Source organism: Cryobacterium psychrophilum (genome assembly GCF_004365915.1).
Taxonomy (GTDB): Bacteria; Actinomycetota; Actinomycetes; order Actinomycetales; family Microbacteriaceae; genus Cryobacterium; species Cryobacterium psychrophilum.
Window position 1 is genome coordinate 205,744 of sequence record NZ_SODI01000001.1, and the last position, 17,259, is coordinate 223,002.

The following is a 17,259-nucleotide window of genomic DNA, read 5'->3' on the forward strand; positions in this document are numbered from 1 at the left end:
AGTAATCCCCACCAAGACCTTGCCAATTATAGCGCGATGGGACGCCGTCCGGTGGGTGCCCACGCGGGCACCCACCGAAGGACTACTGCCCGACGTGCTTCTGGAACCGTACGATGCTGGAGAACTCGGCAATGTCGAGGCTCGCGCCCCCGACGAGGGCCCCGTCGACATTGGGCTCGCGCATGTATGCCGCGATGTTGCCGCTCTTCACGGAACCGCCGTAGAGGATGCGGGTCTTGTCGGCGACATCCTGGCCGAGGCTCTCCTGCAGCACGGAGCGCAGCTGCGCAGCAACCTGCTCTGCCTGCTCGGGGGTGGCCGCTTTGCCGGAGCCGATGGCCCAAACCGGCTCATAGGCCACGACGATGTCGGCCGCGTTGCTGACGCTGGCAAGTGCGGCGCGCAACTGCGCAACAGGAACCGCGCTCGGACCGTGCTCTTCAAGGTCCGCGGCGGTTTCCCCGACGCAGATGATCGGCACGAGGTTGTTGCGCAGCGCCGCCTGGATCTTCGCGGAAACCTCAGCATCGGTTTCGTTGTGCAGGGTGCGACGCTCGGAGTGACCGATGATCACGTACTGGCATTCGAGCTGGGACAGGAACGCCCCGGAGATCTCTCCGGTGTACGCGCCGGAATCGTGGGCCGAGATGTCCTGAGCTCCGAAGCCAAGCTCGAGCTTGTCGGCGGAGATCAGCGTCTGGACCGACCGGAGGTCGGTGAAGGGCGGGAAGACCGCAGCTTCAACGGCCGTGAAGTCGTGTCCGGCGTCCTTGAGGTTCCATGCCAGTTTCTGCACGAAGGCGATGGCCTGGAGGTGATCCAGGTTCATCTTCCAGTTGCCGGCGATGAGGGGTGTGCGTCGAGTTATGCCGTTTACTACCATCCGAGGACCTCCAGTCCTGGCAGGCGCTTGCCCTCGAGGAACTCGAGGCTGGCGCCGCCACCGGTTGAAATGTGACCGAATTGGTCGTCTGCGAATCCGAGAATGCGCACGGCAGCGGCTGAATCTCCGCCGCCGACTACGCTGAGGCCGGACACCTCGGTGAGCGCCGCGGCAACCGTGCGGGTGCCCTCGGCGAATGCGGGGATCTCGAACACGCCCATCGGGCCGTTCCAGAAGACCGTCTGCGATTCGCTGATGATCGCAGCGAACGCCTCGGCCGTTTTCGGGCCGATGTCGAGACCGAGCCCGGCGGCACCGAACGGCGTCTGCTCGATGGCGTCGGCGGCCGTGACCACATGCTCAGCGTCGGCACCGAACTTGGAGGCCACGACGATGTCGGTCGGCAGCACAATCTTGACGCCGAGGCGCTCGGCCTCGGCGAGGTACCCCCGCACCGTCTCCAGCTGATCGGTCTCGAGCAGGCTGGCGCCGACCGGGTGTCCCTGGGCGGCGAGGAAGGTGAAGAGCATTCCTCCACCGATGAGCAGGGAGTTGACGCGCGGGAGCAGATGTCCGATGACGCCGAGCTTGTCGGAGACCTTCGATCCACCGAGAACGACCGTGTAGGGCGCTTCCGGTTTCTCCGTGAGGCGATCCAGCACCTCGAGCTCGGTGGCGATCAAGAGACCGGCCGCGCTCGGGAGGATGGAGGCCAGATCATAGACGCTGGCCTGCTTGCGGTGTACGACGCCGAAACCGTCGGAGACGAGAGCATCGCCAAGGGCGGCGAGTTCGGCAGCGAAGGATGCGCGCTCCGCGTCGACCTTGCTGGTCTCCCCCGGGTTGAACCGCAGGTTTTCCAACACCACGATGTCGCCGTCGGACAGGCGAGCCACCGCATCCGTTGCTGAGGTTCCGACGGTGTCGGTCGCAAACGCAACGGGGCGCCCCACAAGCTCGCTCAGCCGCTCGGCCACCGGGGCCAGGCTGTACGTGGCGTCAAACGTCCCGTCGGGGCGCCCGAGGTGAGAGACGATCACCACGCGGGCGCCCTGCGCGAGAAGCGCGTTGAGGGTAGGCAGCGACGCCCGCACGCGGCCGTCGTCGGTGATCTGTCCGTCTTTCAACGGCACATTCAGATCGAAGCGGACGATAACCCGCTTGCCCTGGAGTGCGCCCAGGGAATCGATCGTGCGAAGTGTCACTGCGCGGCCCGTTAGAGACGCTCGGCGACGAACTCGGTGAGGTCAACCAGGCGGTTCGAGTAGCCCCACTCGTTGTCGTACCAGGAGGCAACCTTGACCTGGTCGCCGATGACCTTGGTGAGTCCGGCGTCGAAGATCGAGGAGTGCGGGTCGCCAACGATGTCGCTGGACACGATCGGGTCTTCGGTGTAGCTCAGGATTCCCTTGAGGGGTCCCTCTGCTGCGGCCTTGTACGCGGCGTTCACCTCGGCGACGGTCACGGGACGAGAGACGGTGACCGTGAGGTCGGTAATCGAACCGGTCGGGACCGGAACGCGCAACGCGTAACCGTCGAGCTTGCCGACGAGCTCAGGGATGACGAGGCCGAGGGCCTTGGCGGCTCCGGTCGACGTGGGGATGATGTTCGCAGCGGCGGCGCGGGCACGACGAAGGTCGCTGTGCGGGCCGTCCTGAAGGTTCTGGTCTGCCGTGTACGCGTGCACGGTGGTCATAAGTCCACGCTCGATGCCGAAGTTGTCCAGCAGCACCTTGGAGAGGGGCGCAAGGCAGTTCGTGGTGCACGAAGCGTTCGAGATGATGTTGTGCATGGCGGGATCGTACGTGTTCTCGTTGACACCGAGAACGAGCGTCGCAACGTCATCACCGGTTGCGGGAGCGGAAACGAGAACCTTCTTGGCTCCGGCTTCGATGTGCTTCTGCGCGTCGACGGCCTTGGTGAAACGGCCGGTGGACTCGATCACGATGTCAACGCCCAGCTCACCCCATGGCAGGTTGGCCGGGTCGCGCTCGGCGAGGACCTTGATGGGCTTGCCGTCGACGATGATGAGGTCGCCATCCACCTCAACAGTGGCGTTCAGGCGGCCGCCGACGGAGTCGTACTTGAGGAGGTGCGCGAGCGAAGCGGGGTCGGAAAGGTCATTCACAGCGACGATTTCGATGTCGCTGCCCTTCGCCAGCGCTGCGCGGAAATAGTTACGGCCGATTCGGCCGAATCCGTTGATACCGATCTTTACGGTCACGAAAAACTCCTGAGAATGCTGAGGGCGCTGTGCGCCGGGGTGGGGAAATACGGGGAAAGATTACCGAGAAACGGCGGCGTCCCCGCTGCGGGGACGCCGCCTCACAAGGCGGCCGGAACGCTACGAGAGTAGCAGCAGGCCGTTCGTCTTCTCGCGGGCGACCGTGAAGCGCTCCTGGACGTTTGCCCAGTTCGCGATGTTCCAGAACGCCTTGACATAGTCGGCGCGCACATTGCGGTAGTCGAGGTAGTACGCGTGCTCCCAAACGTCCAGCATGAGCACCGGAACGATGCCGGCAGCGAAGTTGGACTGCTGGTCGAAGAACTGCTGGACGATCAGCTGCTGGCCGATGGAGTCCCAGGCCAGAACGGCCCAGCCGGATCCCTGTACGCCGAGCGCGGCAGCGGTGAAGTGAGCCTGGAACTTCTCGAACGAGCCAAAGAAATCGTCGATGGCCGCCGCCAGCTCGCCAACGGGCTTGTCTCCCCCGTTGGGAGACAGGTTGGTCCAGAAGATGGAGTGGTTGACGTGCCCACCGAGGTTGAAGGCGAGGTCCTTCTGCAATTTGTTAATGTTTGCGAGGCTGCCCGAGTCGCGGGCTTCTGCCATCTGGGCGAGTGCGGTGTTCGCACCCGTCACGTAGGCCTGGTGGTGCTTGCTGTGGTGTAGCTCCATGATGGTGGCGCTGATGCTGGGCTCGAGGGCCGAGTAGTCATAGTCGAGCTGGGGAAGGGTATATTCAGCCATTGCTTATCTCCTCTGAGTGGTGTCGGGGGGCGGTTCCGTCCCGCGACGTTGTAAGCGACTTTTTCAGTCTAGTCAGGTCGTTTGAAGGGGCACTAAATACGTCGTCAGGCGTCATCCGGGTGCGTCGGGAAGGGAACGTCCGTACCGGGAATCCCGAGGTCGACGGCCTTCTTGTCGGCCATGGCCAATAGTCGTCGGATCCGGCCCGCGACCGCATCCTTCGTCATGGGCGGATCAGCGTGGTGGCCGAGTTCGTCGAGGCTGGAGTCGCGGAAGCTGAGGCGTAGTTCACCGGCGTAGCGCAGGTGCTCCGGGATCTCCGCACCGAGGATGTCCATGGCGCGCTGAACGCGTGCGCAAGCCGCTACCGCGGCCTCGGCAGAACGACGAAGGTTGGCGTCGTCAAAGTTGACGAGTCGGTTGGCCGTGGCTCGTACTTCGCGACGCTGGCGAAGTTCTTCCCAGTTGAGGACCGTGCTCTCGGCCCCCATATGCACGAGCATGGCCCCGATCGCGTCGCCGTCCCGGATGATCACCCGGTGCACGCCGCGGACCTCGCGGGCCTTGGCCGCGATTCCCAGGCGGCCGGCGGCGCCGACGAGAGCCATCGCGGACTCGTTGCCGGGGCAGACCACTTCAAGCGCGGCGGACCGGCCAGGATCGGTCAGGGTGCCGTGTGCGAGGAACGCGCCGCGCCACACGGCAGCGATCTCTTCCCGGGAGCCGGTGGTGAGCCGGTTCGGCAGGCCGCGGATGGGACGCCGGCGGGCGTCGAGAAGGCCCGTCTGGCGGGCAAGGGTCTCGCCACCCTCGATCACGCGAACCAGGTAGTGGTTGGTGCGGCGCAGGCCGGAGGCGGCGATGACCTGCACGTCGCTTCGCACGCCGTAGAGCTCGGCAAGGTCTTTGCGCACGCGCCGCGCCAGAATGGCGGTGTCGAGTTCCGACTCGATGGCGATGCGGCTGCTGATGAGGTGAAGTCCTCCGGAGAACCGGAGGATTGTTGCCAACTCTGCCGCGCGCACTGTGGTTTTGGAGACCTCAACGCGGGAGAGTTCGTCTTTAACGTCGGCGGTGAGTGCCAATCGTATTTCCATTCTGTTATTCGGACGTGCGATTGGGATGAACCGCTCTATCAGCGGCTTGCGAGGCGCTCGCGCCTGGGTTATTCGCGTCCGAGGTCGCGGTGCTTGATGTTCACCACAACGCCGGGAAGTTTTTCAAGTCGGGAGGAGAGCTCCCTGGCCATGGCGACGGAACGGTGTTTTCCGCCCGTGCAGCCAATACCAATCGTCGCATGCCGTTTGTTTTCTCGCTGGTAACCGGCGAGTACGGGTGTCAGCGCCGCGGCATAACCGTCAATGAAATCGGTCGCGCCCTCCTGGGCAAGCACGAAGTCGCGCACCTCTGTATCCTCCCCGGTGTGGCCGCGCAGCTCGGGGATCCAGAACGGGTTTGGGAGGAAGCGCGCATCGGCGACCATGTCGACATCCGTTGGCAACCCGTACTTGAACCCGAAACTCATGATCGTCACCTGAACGCCCGCTGTTCCCTCGGCGGCGAAAAGCTCGGTCGTTGTGGTTGCGAGGCGATGCACGTTGAGGTCGGAGGTGTCAATGACGATGTCGCTCGACTCCCGCACGCTGAAGAGCCGGGCCCGCTCAGCCGCGATGCCGTCAAGGAGCGTCCCCTCGCCCTGCAGCGGATGCGGACGCCGCACGGATTCGAATCGGCGCACCAGAACGTCGTCCCGCGCCTCAAGAAAGATAACCCGAACCTGGATGCCATGCTGAAGCGACTGCACGGTCTCCCGGAAGTCCCCGAACAGATCCCGGCCGCGGATATCGACCACGGCGGCTATTTTGGGCAGTGTCGTGCCGGCACGTTCGACGAGGTCCACAAGGGGCCGCAGCATTTGCGGCGGCAGGTTGTCGACGACATACCAGCCGAGGTCTTCGAGCGCGTTCGCGACCGTCGAACGGCCCGCCCCGGACATTCCCGTGACGATCAGCAATTCTTGCTTGTCGGGCTCCGTTGTCATTCTGAAATGCGCCTTCTGTCGGAGTTGATAAGACATCAAGCCTACCGACCCCCGCACGCTTTCAGGCCCGCAGGTGCCGATGAATCGTGCCGGCCAGCTGGGGACCAATGCCGCGAACCTCGGAAATGGACTCCTCCGTCGCGGCTTTCAGTCGGGCGACGGAGCCGAAATGCTGCAGGAGCACCTTCACTCGCGCCGGGCCGAGGCCGGGGATCTCGCCCAGGATGCTGGAAATATCGCGTTTGCGTCTGGCCCTCTGATGCGTGATGGCGAAGCGGTGCGCCTCGTCACGAATGCGTTGGATGACAAAAAGAGCGTCGCTGTTGCGCGGGAGGATCACGGGGTAATCGGAGTCGGGAAGCCAAATCTCTTCGAGCCGTTTCGCGATCCCGCACAGCTGGATGCCGGTCACCCCGGAGTCGGCGAGTGCCCTGGCCGCCGCCGCCACCTGGGGCTGGCCGCCGTCGACGATGAGCAGATTGGGCGAGTATCGGAACTTCTTGCGTTTCTGTTCGATCTCCTCGGCTGGCGCCTCGCCCGACGTCGTTTCCCTCGGTATCGACGTTTCGCCGGCCGGAGCAAGATAGGCCAGGCGCCGCATGAGGGTTCGGTAGATCGAGTCGGTGTCGTCGGTCGATTCGGGGATACTGAACCGACGGTAGTCGTCCTTGCGCGGAAGTCCGTCTTCGAACACCACCATCGATGCCACGATGTTTGTGCCGCTCAGGTGCGACACGTCGTAGCATTCCATCCGCAGCGGCGCCGCCGGCATTCCGAGGGCCTCCTGAATGTCTTCGAGCGCTTTGGATCGTGCCACGAAGTCGGAGCTTCGCCGGGTCTTATAGAGCAGCAGTGCCTGTTTGGCGTTCTGCGTGGCCGTAGCCAGGAGGGCCGCCTTCTCGCCGCGTTGCGCGGCGACGAGTCGAACCTTCCGGTCAGCTGTTTCGGCCAACCAGAGCTCGAGGGCCTCGGCATTATCGGGCAGTTCCGGGACGATGATCTCCCGTGGCGGAACGGCGCTTCCCGTGTAGGCGGTCTGCATGATGGAGTCGATGAGCTCGCCGGTGGACACGTCCAGCTCCTTGTCCACCATCCATCCCCGCACGCCGCGAATGCGCCCTCCACGCACGTGAAAGAGCTGCACCGCGGCGGCGAGCTCGTCCTGCTCAATCGCGAACAGGTCGATATCGACGGTGTCGCGAAGCACGACGGCGCTCTTCTCGAGGATGGCCGTGAGCGCCATCACCTGGTCGCGTCGCTTGCCGGCGAGCTCGTACTTCTGTTCGCCTGCCGCCTCTTTCATTTCGACGGTTAGCCTGTTGATCAGCTTGCGGTCCTGGCTGCCCATGAAGCTCACGAACTGCTCCACCCGTGCCCGATGCTCCTCGATGGAGACCTTTTGTGAACACGGCCCAAAGCACCGGCCGATCTGGCTCGCGAAGCATGGCTTCCCGCTCTGCATGGCGCGCTTGTAGTTGGCGTTGTTACACGTGCGGATCGGAAAGGCCTTCAGCATGAGCTCGATGGTCTCGTAGACGGCCCACACCTTCGGGTACGGTCCGAAGTACCTGGCGCCCTTGATGCCCTCGGTGCGGGTCACGAGCGCCCGCGGTGCTTCGTCGGCGAGCGTCACGGCGAGGTACGGGTACGACTTGTCGTCCTTGAACTGCACGTTGAAAGGAGGATCGAATTCGTTGATCCACGTCCACTCGAGTTGCAGGGCTTCGACCTCCGTGCCCACGACCGTCCACTCGACGGAGGACGCGGCGGTGACCATGCGCCGGGTGCGTTCGTGCAGGCTCGTGAGCGGGGCGAAGTAATTTGCGAGTCGCGCGCGCAGGTTCTTGGCCTTGCCCACGTAGAGCACACGGCCCGTGTCATCGCGAAAGCGATAGACGCCGGGGGTCGTGGGAATCTCGCCCGGCTTCGGGCGGTAGCTCAATGCATCAGACATGGTGTGATCCGTTGGGGGTGGGCGCGGAACCGGTTCGCTGACCGGCACGCGCTAGTCCGCTGCAAGGACTTCCTTGAGGAACCTTCCGGTGTGGCTCTTCTTCACTCGCGCGAGCTGCTCTGGTGTGCCGGTTGCGAGAATCCTGCCGCCGCCGGAACCGCCCTCAGGGCCGAGGTCGATGACCCAGTCGGACGACTTGATCACGTCGAGATTGTGTTCGATCACGATGACGGTGTTGCCCTTGTCGACGAGGCTGTTGAGCACGAGCAGCAACTTGCGCACGTCTTCGAAGTGCAGTCCTGTCGTCGGCTCATCGAGCACGTACACGCTGCGACCGTTGGAACGCCGCTGCAACTCGGTGGCGAGCTTGACCCGCTGCGCTTCGCCGCCGGAGAGTGTCGTGGCGCTCTGGCCGAGGCGAACGTAGCCAAGGCCAACCTCAACGAGGGTCTTGAGAAAGCGGTGGATGGACGAGATGGGCTCGAAGAAGTCGGCAGCCTCGCCGATGGGCATGTCGAGCACTTCGGCGATGTTTTTGCCCTTGTAATGAACCATGAGGGTGTCGCGGTTGTAGCGCTCTCCCCCGCACACCTCACAGGCCACGTACACGTCGGGCAGGAAGTTCATCTCGATCTTGATCGTGCCGTCGCCTGAGCAGGCCTCGCAGCGCCCGCCCTTCACATTGAAGCTGAAGCGCCCGGGCAGGTAGCCGCGCGCCTTCGCTTCGATCGTCTCGGAGAAGAGGGTGCGAATCTTGTCGAACACGCCCGTGTACGTGGCTGGGTTCGACCTCGGGGTGCGTCCGATCGGCGCCTGGTCAACGTGAATGACCTTGTCGAGGTGGTCGAGCCCGGTGACGCGGATGTGTTTGCCCGGCAGCTTGCGGGCACCATTGAGACGGTTGGCGAGCACGCGGTAGAGAATATCGTTGACGAGCGACGATTTGCCGGACCCGCTGACGCCCGTGACCGCCGTGAAGGTGCCCAGGGGGAATGTCGCGGAAACCTTCTGCAGGTTATTGGCTGAAGCGCCCGTGACGGTGATCACCCGTTCGGGGTCGACCGGACGGCGAGTCGTGGGGGTTTCGATCGACTTGCGACCGGCGAGGTAGTCCCCCGTGAGGGACTTCTCATTCGTCAGCAGGTTCTCGTATGAGCCCGAGTGGACGACGTTCCCGCCGTTGACACCGGCACCCGGCCCGATGTCCACGATCCAATCCGCGGTCTTGATGGTGTCCTCGTCGTGCTCCACGACGATGAGCGTGTTGCCCAGGTCCCGCAAAGAGATCAGGGTCTCGATGAGGCGACGGTTGTCGCGCTGGTGCAGGCCGATGCTGGGCTCGTCCAGTACATAGAGCACCCCCGTGAGCCCGGAGCCGATCTGCGTGGCCAAACGGATGCGCTGCGCCTCACCGCCCGACAGGGTTGCCGCGGCGCGGGCGAGGTTGAGGTAGGTGAGGCCGACCCGAATCAGGAAGTCGAGGCGGGCACGAATCTCGCGCAGAACCTGCGCGGCGATGGTTGCTTCCCGGTCGGTGAGCGTGAGCTCGTCCATGAATGCGCGGGCATCGCTCAGGCTCAGTGCACACACATCGGCGATGCTGGAGCCGTAGACGGTGACCGCGAGGACCTCCGGCTTGAGCCTGGTGCCATTGCAGACGTGGCAGTCGACCTCGCGCAGGTATTCAGACCAGCGCTGCCGCTGGGTGTCGCTCTCGGCCTGCAGGTACTGCCGTTCGATGTAGGGCACGACCCCCTCGAAGCCGGAGGTGTAGCTCATCTCGCGGCCGTAGCGGTTCTTCCACTTGACCCGCACCTCGAAGTTGTCACCGCGCATCACGGCGTTCTGCACGTCACTGGTCAGGTCGCCCCACGGGGTATCGAGCGAGAAGTCCAGGTCGCGAGCGAGGCCATCGAGCAGCTTTTCGTAGTACTGGAACAGGCCTTTGCCCTGGGTAGTCCACGGCAGCACGACGCCCTCGGCGATGCTCAGGTCGGGGTCACCGAGGAGCAGGTCTTCGTCCACGGACATGCGGGTGCCGAGGCCGGAACATTCCGGGCAGGCACCGAACGGTGCGTTGAAGGAGAAGGTGCGCGGTTCGATTTCGGTCAGCTGCACGGGGTGGTTGTTCGGGCAGGACAGCTTCTCGGAGTAGTTCTGCCAGGCCTTGTCGCCTTCTTCGTCGAGGAAATTGATCTGCACGAGGCCGTCGGTGAGTTTGAGAGCCGTTTCGAGCGAGTCGGTGAGGCGGCTGAGCAGCTCGGGTCCGGCGACGAGGCGGTCGACGACGACGGAGATATCGTGCTTCTGCTGTTTCTTAAGCGTTGGCGGTTCGCTCAGCTGAATCTGAGTGCCATCGACGATAGCTCGGGAATAGCCACCACCGGCGAGTTCCTGAAACAGGTCGACGAACTCGCCCTTTTTCTGGGAGACGACCGGGCTGACCACCTGATACCGGATGCCGTCCTTGAGTTCCATGAGCTGGTCAGCGATCTGCTGCACGGTCTGGGACTGGATGACTTCACCGCAGATAGCACAGTGCGGTACCCCGATTCGGGCCCAGAGCAGGCGCATGTAGTCGTAAATTTCGGTGATGGTACCGACCGTGGACCGTGGGTTGCGGTTGGTCGATTTCTGGTCGATCGAGACCGCAGGGCTCAGGCCCTCGATGAAATCCACATCGGGCCGATCCACCTGCCCGAGAAACTGTCGGGCATAAGCGGAGAGTGACTCGACGTAGCGGCGCTGGCCCTCGGCGAAAATCGTGTCGAAGGCGAGCGACGATTTTCCCGAGCCAGAGAGCCCGGTGAAGACCACGAGCGAATCGCGCGGAATCTCCAGATCTACGTTATGGAGGTTGTGCACGCGGGCGCCACGCACACTGAGTTTCGGACCTGTTTCTACCTTGGTAATCGACACTTATCGATTCTATGCAACGCCACCGACACCACTGGACGACACCGACCGCCGAGAGCGAACACCCACCATGACACAAATAGTGTTGTGGAGTATGTATATACTCGGTACTTATTAGTTAGATGAATAGCCGGAGGTCGTATGTCCGTTCGTCAGAGCCTGCTCGCCATCCTGAACCAGGGGCCATGTTACGGCTACCAGTTGCGGGCCGAGTTCGACCGTCGCACCGGTTCGACCTGGCCGCTCAACGTCGGCCAGATCTACAACACCCTCGACCGACTTGAGCGCGACGGCCTGGTGCAGAAGGCACACATTGACGCCGACGGCCAGAACTACGTGGAGATCACGAACGCCGGGCGCGCGGAAGTCACCGATTGGCTCGGTTCGCCCGTGGTGCGCACCACGGCCACCCGCGACGAACTCGCCATCAAACTCGCCATTGCCGTGACGCTGCCGGGCGTGGACATTGCGCAGGTGATCCAGGTTCAGCGCACCGCGACAATGCGCACCCTGCAGGAGCTCACCCGCACCAAGAACGCGACCGCTGACCCGGAATCCTCCGAGCAACTGGCCTGGCTCCTCGTGATCGACTCGCTCATCTTCGCCGCCGAGGCCGAGGCGCGTTGGCTGGATCACTCGGAGAACCGACTGGCCCGTGCCCGTGCCGCCGGCCTCGCCGCTCCCCTCCCGCTCAATACCGACGTTCCGAAGCGTGGCCGTCCGGTCAAGACGGTTCAGGCAGGCGCGTGACCGACTCCGAAATCCTGCTGCAGCTCGACGGGGTCTCGATGCAGTACGGCCGTGGCGAGACCGCGATCACGGCTCTTGCGGGTGTCGACCTGACAGTTAACCGAGGCGAACTCGTGGCGGTAATGGGGGCATCCGGTTCGGGAAAGTCAACGCTGCTGACCGTGGCCGGCGGGCTCACCCCGCCCACGAGCGGCGAGGTCGTGGTCGAGGGCAACTGGCTCAGCCAGCTCTCGCCGAAACAGCTCGCAACGCTGCGCCGACGGAGCCTTGGGTTCGTCTTTCAGGACTTCAACCTGATTCCCTCGCTCACGGCGATCGAGAATGTGAGACTGCCGCTAGAGCTTGACGGCTGGAAGAGAAAGAAGGCCCACCATCCGGCGCTCGACGCCCTGACTCTGGTTGAGCTGGCCGACCGGACCAGCCACTTTCCCTCCGACCTGTCGGGCGGGCAGCAGCAGCGGGTCGCGATTGCGCGCGCCGTGGTCGGTGGTCGCTCGCTCATCCTCGCCGACGAGCCCACCGGGGCGCTCGACAGCACCACCGGCGAGCTCGTGCTGCGGATGCTCCGCTCCCGGATCGACGCGGGTGCCGGCGGTATCCTGGTCACCCACGATGCACGGCATGCGGCCTGGGCGGACCGGATCGTCTTCCTGCGCGACGGTCGCATCGTGGACGAGTCGCGGGCCTCCACCGTGTCGAGCTTGTTGAACGGACTGCCGGCATGAGTGCACGCCTGGCGTTTCGCATGGCCAGACGGATGGCCACGCAGTCGCCGGTGCGCAGCCTGCTCGTAGCCGTGCTCGTCGCGATTCCCGTGCTCGGCATGGCCGGCATCGCCACGGTCTCGGCAAGCAACATCGCAACCCCGGCCGAACACGCCACACTCCAACTCGGTAGCACCGAGGCACGCCTGCGCGTGATGAACGCGCCGGACCCCGCTTTCTCCCAGGACCCGCTCAACGAGCTGAACAATGGTTTGGACGCCACGGTGGTCGACCCGACCGCCCCGCAGTCGTTCTCGACCGAACCGGTCGCGCCCGACACCTATCTCCCTGCCGACACCCGAGTCCTCACCATCAACTACACGAGTCTCGTGGCGGAGACCGCCGACGGAATCGGCTCGTTCGATGCCGTGCAGGGTCAACCGTGGGACGAGGCGTTCGACGGAAAATGGAGCGTGATCGGCGGCACGACCCCGCAGACCGATCACGAGATCATGGTTACGGAGGCAACACTGGGTCGGTTGGGCGCGCACATCGGCTCGACCGTTGACATCAGGAGTCCACAGGTTGCGACTTTTCGAATCGTGGGAACGCTCTCGAGCGCGCGGCTCGACAATGCCGGTGAGGGATTCTATGGTCGGCCTGGCGTCTTCGACGCGGTCCTGCCGAGCGACGACCTGAAGTCGACCGAGTTCTATCTGCCGGACCTCCGGCTGACTTGGTCGGCGGTACAGGATCTCAACCGGCACGGTGCCACCGTGCTCTCCCGGGCGGTGCTCCTGCACCCTCCGGCACCGGGCAGCTACACCATGGCGTTGAACGCCAGCACGGGGACCGGTTGGTTGGCGCTGTACGTGGCCTTGCTCGGCGGATTCGCCCTCTTTGAGGTAGCGCTGCTCGCCGGCGCTGCGTTCACCGTAGGTGCCCGGAGCCAGCAACGCACGCTGGCGACACTGGCAAGCGTCGGCGGCGACAAGCGGATGTTGTTTCGCGTCATGTCTTTCGGCGGGGTGATTCTCGGCGCCGTGGGGGCAGTCCTCGGAACCGCCCTCGGAGTGGCTACCGCCTGGATCTTCATGCAGATCTCCGCGAATGGGAGCGCTGCGCGCTATCCCGGCTTCCACGTCGATCCGGTCGTGCTCTCGGGAATCGCCGCGGTCGCAATTCTCGCCGGCTGGATCGCGGCGGCGGTCCCGGCTCGGGCCGCGTCCCGCGTCGATATCATCGGAGCCCTACGCGGTTCCGAGCGCCCACCAAAACTTTCACAGCGGCGCCCCGTTGTCGGTCTGGTCGTCATGGCGGTCGGTGCGGTGATCGCCGTCGCTGGTGGCCTGATCACTCTTGCGGCCTACACCCCCGTCTACCAGGCCAACCTGCTCACCCTGAGCCTGGCGCTGATTGTCATCGGTCCGGTATCGATGCAAATCGGCGCCGTGCTCATCGCGCCACTCATCCTGCGTTGGGGGGCGCGGCTGCTCTCGCGCGTCGGGCCGGGCGCACGTCTCGGTACACGCGATGTCGCACGCAACCCTGGCCGATCCGTCCCCGCTCTGGCAGCGATCATGAGCACCGTCTTCGTCGCCTCCTTCGCGATGAGCATGGTTGGTATGGCGCAAGCGCACGAAAGAGACGGTTACGTGTTCGACGCCCCGCTCAACGCCGTATCCGTGACCATGTACACCGCTGGCGCCGAGGCCCCCTATAAGCGCATCCCTCGGACAGGGAGCGGGGAGGTTGCTGCCGCAATGCAGGCGGCCTTTCCGAGCGGCACGGCGCGCGTCTTGAGCAGCGCACCCGACCCGGCGCTCCCATTTTATGAATACGAGAAGAACCCCACTGTCGCAGACGCCACCTTCGCGTATCCCCGGGTGAATCCCGCGACCGTGTGCCCCAGCGACGCCATGGGTGGCATGCGCGCGAGCACCACCCCGAACGATATTCGTTGCCCGACCCCGGGGTATTTGGCGACGAACACCTACGGAGCTAACGACCATATCTGGGTCGGCTCCCCCGCTGACCTCGCGGTGCTGCTCGACGAGCCGGTATCGGAACAGTCCCTCACCACGCTGCGGACCGGCGGCGCGGTGAGCTTGTACTCCGAGTATGTCGTCGACGGAACCGTCACGGTGGATTGGACGCATACTGCGGGCGGTCAGGAGGATCCGGTGCAGACACGGACGCTGGTTGGAAGCGTTCAGGAGCCGAAGCATCCGCTGCCCTATGCCATCTTCATGCTCGGAGACACGGCCGATGGCCTGGGTATCAGCTACGCGCCGACCGCGGTCATGACAAACCTCGATGCACCGCCGACCGTGTCCCAACAGGACCGCGCGCGGGCTGAACTGGGGACCGTCTCGGATGGGTTCTACCTGCGGGTCGAAACAGGGCCGTCAGAGTACGCGGCGGCGTGGGCGTGGGGTCTGCTCGGCCTGACGTCACTCATCGCCCTCGCGGCGGCCATCATCGCGATTGGGTTGGCCCGGTCGGACGGTCACCGCGACAGCGCCGTGCTCTCATCGCTCGGGGCCTCGCCACGGGTGCGTCGTGCGTTTGGGTTCTGGCAGGCGGTCGTGATCGCCGGCCTCGGAACCTTCATCGGTGCGGTCCTTGGACTGGTACCGTCACTCGCTCTCGCCCTCCCCCGCGACACTGCCGGACACTCGATGTTCCCGTTCGCTCCGCCGTGGCTACAGCTTTTCTTGCTCGCGCTCGCGCTGCCGGGTTTCATTGCGGTTGGCAGCTGGCTGACTGCCGGCGCAACCCGCACCCGGTTCGCGATCGGCTGAGCTTGTTCGGAATGGTGCTGGTCTCGACAAGCTCGACCAACGGGGGCCGTTGGGTGATGGTCTCGACAGGTTCGACCGGCGGGTGCTGGTTACTGCAGGTGACCAGCCTTCTCCATTTGACGCAGTTCCCGTTTAAGCTCGGAGAGTTCGTCGCGAAGGCGGGCGGCGAGCTCGAATTTGAGCTCACCGGCGGCCTCGAGCATCTGCGAGTTGAGGTCGGCGATGATCGACTCCAGGTCGTTCGCGCCGTTCGCGGCAATGCCGACCCGACGGTTAGGCGTCGAGGACTTGCGGCGGGCGTCGCGGCCGGCCAGCAGCTCGGCGGTGTCGGCCTCCTCCCGGGCTAGTGCCTCGGTGATGTCTCCGATGCGTTTGCGCAACGGAGTCGGGTCGATGCCGTGCAGGGTGTTGTACGCCACCTGCTTCTCCCGGCGTCGATCGGTCTCGTCGATCGCCTTCTCCATCGAGGCGGTCACTCGGTCGGCGTACATGTGCACCTCGCCCGATACGTTGCGGGCCGCCCGTCCGATCGTCTGGATGAGTGACGTCGCCGAGCGGAGGAACCCCTCCTTGTCGGCGTCGAGGATCGCCACCAGCGACACCTCCGGTAGGTCGAGGCCCTCGCGCAGCAGGTTGATGCCAACGAGTACGTCGTAGATGCCAGCGCGCAGCTCGGTGAGCAGTTCCACGCGGCGCAGTGTGTCGACGTCGGAGTGCAGGTACCGTACACGTACGCCCGCCTCGGTGAGGAAGTCGGTGAGTTCCTCCGCCATCTTCTTCGTGAGCGTCGTGACGAGGATGCGCTCGTTGCGTTCGGTGCGCAGCTTGATCTGCTCAAGCAGGTCGTCGATCTGGCCCGCGCTGGGCTTCACGACGATGTGCGGGTCGATGAGCCCCGTCGGTCGAATGATCTGCTCCACGATACCGTCGGCGATGCCCATTTCGTATTTGCCGGGCGTGGCCGACAGGTAAACGGTCTGGCCGACGCGATTCTTGAACTCGTTGAACTTGAGGGGGCGGTTGTCGAGGGCGCTCGGCAGTCGGAACCCGTGCTCCACGAGCGTGCGTTTGCGTGACGAGTCCCCCTCGTACATCGCCCCGATCTGCGGCACCGTCACGTGGGACTCGTCAATGACCATCAGGAAGTCATCGGGAAAGTAGTCGAGCAGGCAGTGCGGCGCCTCGCCGGCCTGCCGTGCATCTATGTGACGGGAGTAGTTCTCGATTCCGGAGCAGAACCCGATCTGCTCCATCATTTCCAGGTCGAAGGTTGTGCGCATGCGCAGTCTCTGAGCCTCCAACAGCTTGCCCTCCCGCTCGAGCTGCTCGAGTCGTTCGGCGAGTTCCTCCTGGATCGTGCCGATCGCCCGCTGCATGACCTCGTTGCTCGCCACGTAGTGCGACCCGGGGAAAACGGCAACCGAATCGAGTTTGCGCACGATGTCGCCGGTGAGCGGATGCAGACTGTGTAGTGCTTCGATCTCGTCGCCGAACATTTCGATGCGAATGGCGAGTTCTTCGTACATCGGGATGATCTCGATGGTGTCGCCGCGCACCCGAAAATTACCGCGGGAGAAGTCGACGTCGTTGCGCTGGTACTGCATGGACACGAACTTGCGGATCAGCCAGTCGCGGTTGATCTTCTGGCCCACCTGCAGGGCCACCATCGCCTCCATGTACCCCTCTGGCGTCCCCAGCCCGTAGATGCAGGAGACCGTGGAAACGACGATGACGTCCCGGCGGCTGAGCAGCGCATTGGTTGTGGAGTGCCGCAGCCGCTCGACCTCCTCATTGATCGACGAGTCCTTCTCAATGAAGGTGTCGGTCTGCGGAACGTACGCCTCGGGCTGGTAGTAGTCGTAGTAGGAGACGAAGTACTCGACAGAGTTATTGGGCATCAGCTCGCGGAACTCGTTCACGAGTTGCGCAGCCAGCGTCTTGTTGTGCGCGAGCACCAGGGTGGGACGCTGCACCTGTTCGATCAGCCAGGCGGTTGTCGCCGACTTGCCTGTTCCCGTCGCACCGAGCAGAACGATATCGGTCTCACCGGCGTTGATGCGCCCCGCGAGATCGGCGATCGCGGTCGGCTGGTCGCCGCTCGGCGTGTATTCACTGACGACCTGAAACGGGTTGACCGAACGGGTAGGTTCCATGTGTCCAGTCTACAAAGCCCCACCGACACGATCGCTGACCGCACCCGGCCGGCTCACCGCATCACCGCATCACCGCATCACCG

At 64.3% G+C, this 17,259-nt stretch carries 12 protein-coding genes; 3 read left to right on the plus strand and 9 right to left on the minus strand.

What is annotated here, in order from left to right; genetic code table 11:
• Positions 1–82: 82 nt before the first annotated feature.
• The 8 genes from tpiA to uvrA all read right to left on the minus strand — a co-directional run bounded on the left by tpiA (position 83) and on the right by uvrA (position 10,768).
• Positions 83–883 (minus strand): triose-phosphate isomerase, encoded by an 801-nt coding sequence (gene tpiA / locus EDD25_RS01010; RefSeq protein WP_134171630.1) that lies wholly within the window; start codon positions 881–883, stop codon positions 83–85.
• Positions 877–2,088, minus strand: coding sequence for a phosphoglycerate kinase (locus EDD25_RS01015; protein ID WP_134171631.1), 1,212 nt, complete (start codon positions 2,086–2,088; stop codon positions 877–879). Before EDD25_RS01015 ends, tpiA begins: the two co-directional genes overlap by 7 nt.
• Before the next feature lie 11 nt (positions 2,089–2,099).
• Positions 2,100–3,107, minus strand: a complete 1,008-nt coding sequence (gene gap, locus EDD25_RS01020; protein WP_134171632.1) for a type I glyceraldehyde-3-phosphate dehydrogenase — start codon at positions 3,105–3,107, stop codon at positions 2,100–2,102.
• 120 nt (positions 3,108–3,227) lie between these two features.
• Complete coding sequence (locus EDD25_RS01025; RefSeq protein ID WP_134171633.1) at positions 3,228–3,854, minus strand: superoxide dismutase; 627 nt, start codon at positions 3,852–3,854, stop codon at positions 3,228–3,230.
• Between the two features lie 104 nt (positions 3,855–3,958).
• Positions 3,959–4,939: a DNA-binding protein WhiA gene (gene whiA / locus EDD25_RS01030; RefSeq protein ID WP_134175012.1), complete on the minus strand. Its 981-nt coding sequence runs from the start codon at positions 4,937–4,939 to the stop codon at positions 3,959–3,961.
• Between the two features lie 80 nt (positions 4,940–5,019).
• Positions 5,020–5,895 carry an RNase adapter RapZ gene (gene rapZ, locus EDD25_RS01035; RefSeq protein WP_134171634.1) on the minus strand — a complete coding sequence of 292 codons (876 nt, stop codon included), beginning with the start codon at positions 5,893–5,895 and terminating at the stop codon, positions 5,020–5,022.
• A gap of 61 nt (positions 5,896–5,956) precedes the next feature.
• The gene (gene uvrC, locus EDD25_RS01040; RefSeq protein ID WP_134171635.1) at positions 5,957–7,849 is read right to left on the minus strand and encodes an excinuclease ABC subunit UvrC; all 1,893 of its coding nucleotides are present in this window, start codon (positions 7,847–7,849) and stop codon (positions 5,957–5,959) included.
• 51 nt (positions 7,850–7,900) lie between these two features.
• On the minus strand, positions 7,901–10,768 hold the full coding sequence (uvrA, locus tag EDD25_RS01045) for an excinuclease ABC subunit UvrA (protein WP_134171636.1): 2,868 nt from the start codon (positions 10,766–10,768) through the stop codon (positions 7,901–7,903).
• A gap of 138 nt (positions 10,769–10,906) precedes the next feature.
• Here uvrA and EDD25_RS01050 point away from each other — a divergent pair, with 138 nt between their 5' ends.
• The 3 genes from EDD25_RS01050 to EDD25_RS01060 are packed head-to-tail and all read left to right on the plus strand — an operon-like array spanning position 10,907 to position 15,023.
• Complete coding sequence (locus EDD25_RS01050; RefSeq protein WP_134171637.1) at positions 10,907–11,515, plus strand: PadR family transcriptional regulator; 609 nt, start codon at positions 10,907–10,909, stop codon at positions 11,513–11,515.
• Between the two features lie 38 nt (positions 11,516–11,553).
• Complete coding sequence (locus EDD25_RS01055) at positions 11,554–12,240, plus strand: ABC transporter ATP-binding protein (RefSeq protein WP_134175014.1); 687 nt, start codon at positions 11,554–11,556, stop codon at positions 12,238–12,240.
• Positions 12,237–15,023, plus strand: a complete 2,787-nt coding sequence (locus EDD25_RS01060) for an FtsX-like permease family protein (RefSeq protein WP_134171638.1) — start codon at positions 12,237–12,239, stop codon at positions 15,021–15,023. The genes EDD25_RS01055 and EDD25_RS01060 overlap by 4 nt, the downstream gene beginning before the upstream one ends.
• Positions 15,024–15,112: 89 nt before the next feature.
• Here the strand turns inward: EDD25_RS01060 and uvrB are convergent, their stop codons facing one another.
• Positions 15,113–17,176 carry an excinuclease ABC subunit UvrB gene (gene uvrB / locus EDD25_RS01065; RefSeq protein WP_134171639.1) on the minus strand — a complete coding sequence of 688 codons (2,064 nt, stop codon included), beginning with the start codon at positions 17,174–17,176 and terminating at the stop codon, positions 15,113–15,115.
• Between the last annotated feature and the right edge of the window lie 83 nt (positions 17,177–17,259).

Coding starts and splice junctions, on each gene's coding strand:
- tpiA (WP_134171630.1), bottom strand. CDS start 883: ATGGTAGTAAACGGCATAACTCGACGCACACCCCTCATCGCCGGCAAC.
- EDD25_RS01025 (WP_134171633.1), bottom strand. CDS start 3,854: ATGGCTGAATATACCCTTCCCCAGCTCGACTATGACTACTCGGCCCTC.
- rapZ (WP_134171634.1), bottom strand. CDS start 5,895: ATGACAACGGAGCCCGACAAGCAAGAATTGCTGATCGTCACGGGAATG.
- uvrC (WP_134171635.1), bottom strand. CDS start 7,849: ATGTCTGATGCATTGAGCTACCGCCCGAAGCCGGGCGAGATTCCCACG.
- EDD25_RS01050 (WP_134171637.1), top strand. CDS start 10,907: ATGTCCGTTCGTCAGAGCCTGCTCGCCATCCTGAACCAGGGGCCATGT.
- EDD25_RS01055 (WP_134175014.1), top strand. CDS start 11,554: ATGCAGTACGGCCGTGGCGAGACCGCGATCACGGCTCTTGCGGGTGTC.
- EDD25_RS01060 (WP_134171638.1), top strand. CDS start 12,237: ATGAGTGCACGCCTGGCGTTTCGCATGGCCAGACGGATGGCCACGCAG.
- uvrB (WP_134171639.1), bottom strand. CDS start 17,176: ATGGAACCTACCCGTTCGGTCAACCCGTTTCAGGTCGTCAGTGAATAC.